The organism is Phytoactinopolyspora endophytica (assembly GCF_004138495.1).
GTDB lineage: Bacteria > Actinomycetota > Actinomycetes > Jiangellales > Jiangellaceae > Phytoactinopolyspora > Phytoactinopolyspora endophytica.
In genome coordinates this window covers 61,715-64,144 of record NZ_ML142850.1, presented here as the reverse complement: position 1 = coordinate 64,144, position 2,430 = coordinate 61,715, and the positions used below count along the sequence as shown (strand labels likewise).

Genomic DNA, 2,430 nt, shown 5'->3' with positions numbered 1-2,430 from the left:
TGAGAGACCGCGCGACATGGCGCGGTGTGGCGGAGCGGGAGGGCAGGGAACGGTTCACGGCATGTCCTTTGTGGTTGGTTGACGGGTTGAATGAGCCGGTGGATCGGTGCGGTCGAGGTCGGCACCGTCATGTGTGCGAGAGCCGGCCGGCGCAGCGCGCCTGGCCCGCAGGTGGGGCGCGATGCTGCGCAACTTCTCGCAGGTCTCCTCCCACTCCCGGTCCGGGACCGACTGGCTCATGACTCCGGCTCCGGCGCGCAGCCAGCTGCGGCCGCCGCGCTGGAACACGGTGCGCAAGGCCAGCGCCGCGTCAAGCGAGCCGTCGCCCTCGGCCATGAGGACGGCGCCGCCGTACAGTCCGCGTGGCTCGCTCTCCCGGCTGCGGATGGTCCGCAGTGCCGCGGGCTTCGGCGCGCCGGTGACCGTCACCGCGGGGAAGAGCGCGGCCAGCGCCGACCAGGCCGTCTCGCCGTCGCGGAGGAGCCCGGTCACGCGGGACGCCAAGTGCTGCACCGAGCCACGTTCCTGGACCGACATGAACTCCGTGACGGCCACGCTGCCGGGACGGCAGATGGCGCCGACCTCGTCGGCGGCCAGCCGGACCGAGATGGCGTGCTCGTGTACTTCCTTGGCATCGCCGAGCAGTTCCTCGCGCAGGCGCAGGTTCTCGGTGGCATCGGAACCGAACGCGCGGGTCCCGGCCAACGGCTGGGACCGGACCTGCCCGGCCGAATCGACCTCGACGACGGTCTCCGGGCTGAATCCGGCGGCGCGCCAGCCTCCGGTGTCGAACAGAAACGAGCGTGCGGGTGTGTTGCGTCGCCGGCCCGCGAGGTAGGACGCGATCAGGTCGAGCTCCGGCTGGTCCGGCAGCGGGACGACCCGGGAGAGCACCGCCTTCTCCAGCCGCCGGTCCCGGATGTCGCGCACCGTATGAGCGACGGCGCGGTGGTAGGGCTGTGGGTCCGCGGCGGGGAGGGAGAGCTCCGTGGTGGCCGATGCGGGCTCGGGCGCGGTCACCAGGTCGGGCAACCGGCGCACCCAATCCGGCGTCGCGCCTCGGATCCGGGCCTGTCCTGGTGTCAGCTCCACGTCGACCATGGGGAACATCAGATGCAGCAGCGGTTCCGTTCCCGCCGCGGCGGCATCGCCGTGCAGAAGATGGGCCAGCTCGAACGCGGCCCAACCGTGGCACCGCCAGTCCGGGCGTGGCACCGCACTCAAGGCTTGGGCTACACCTTGGAGCGGATTGTCGCCGGTGGTGGGCACGTTCCAGGCATGCCCGCCGGCGCTCAGCCGCAGGTGCCGCGCGTCCATCGTGAGCTCAGCGCCTGGGCCGGCGGCGAAGTACCAGGTGCCGGCACGCTCATAGACCACGTACTCCTCGGCGATGCCGGACCGGGCGAGCCGGACGGCGGTCTCGGCCGGATCGTCGGGCGCAGCCACGTCGACCACGTGCTCCAGCCGTGGTACCGACGCCGCCCATGCGTCGACGATGTCGCTGCGCACGAGACCGGCTCCGCTCACCTGTGGTGGTCGTGCCCCGCTCGTCGGGTGCTCCACGGGCGCCGGTCCTGGGCCGGAGGCCCAGCTCCGCTCACTCCTCATGCCGTCGCTCCGATGTGGGCGGCCAACGCCCGCTTGTCGGTCTTGCCGACCGTCGTGACCGGGAACGATTCGACCGCTTCGACCCGGTCCGGAATCTTGAACGCGGCCACCCCTCGCTCGGCCAGGAACGCGGCCACCTCGGCGCGGTCCGGTGGCGTGGCGCCGGGCGCGGAGATGACGAAGGCGCAGCTGCGCTCGCCCAGGAGGTCGTCCGAAACGGCGACGACGACGGCGTCGGCCACGGCCGGGTGGGCGACGAGATGCTCCTCGACCTCCGCCGCGGCGATCTTGTCGCCACCCCGGTTGATCTGATCTTTCACCCGGCCTTCGACGACGAGGTGGCCGGTGGGGGTCACCCGGACCAGGTCACCGGTCCGGTAGTACCCGTCGGCGGTGAACGAGGCCGCGTTGTGCTCGGGCGCCCGGTAGTAGCCGCGTGGTGTGTAAGGGCCACGGGTGAGGAGCTCGCCGACGGCGCCGGGCGTGACGTCGGCGTCGTTGTCGTCCACTACCCGGATCTCGTCGGCGGGCGAGAGCGGACGCCCCTGTGTGTGGAACACGATGTCCTCCGGCGCTCCCGGCTCGGTGAAGTTCAACAGCCCTTCGGCCATCCCGAACACCTGCTGCAGGACCGGTCCGAACGCCTCGGTGACCTGCCGGGCGTGCTCGGGCAGCAGGCGCGCCCCGCCGACTTGAAGCAGCCGCATGCTGGACAGATCCTCGCCGGACCATGCCGTCGCCTCGGCCCACATCCGTGCGGTGGGCGGGACGAGCGCTGTCACGGTGACCCGCTCGCGCTGGATGGTCTCGAACGCCTCGTCC

At 71.9% G+C, this 2,430-nt stretch carries 2 protein-coding genes; both read right to left on the bottom strand.

Translation table 11 applies throughout. From position 1 onward, the window contains the following. Window positions 1–54: 54 nt before the first annotated feature. Entirely contained in the window at window positions 55–1,509 is a 1,455-nt protein-coding gene (locus tag ELR45_RS03630; RefSeq protein WP_205855821.1) for a salicylate synthase, read from the bottom strand. A 95-nt stretch (window positions 1,510–1,604) separates the two neighbouring features. Continuing rightward, window positions 1,605–2,430, bottom strand: an 826-nt coding sequence (locus tag ELR45_RS40380) for an AMP-binding protein (protein WP_240759147.1), incomplete at its 5' end; no start/stop codon positions are given.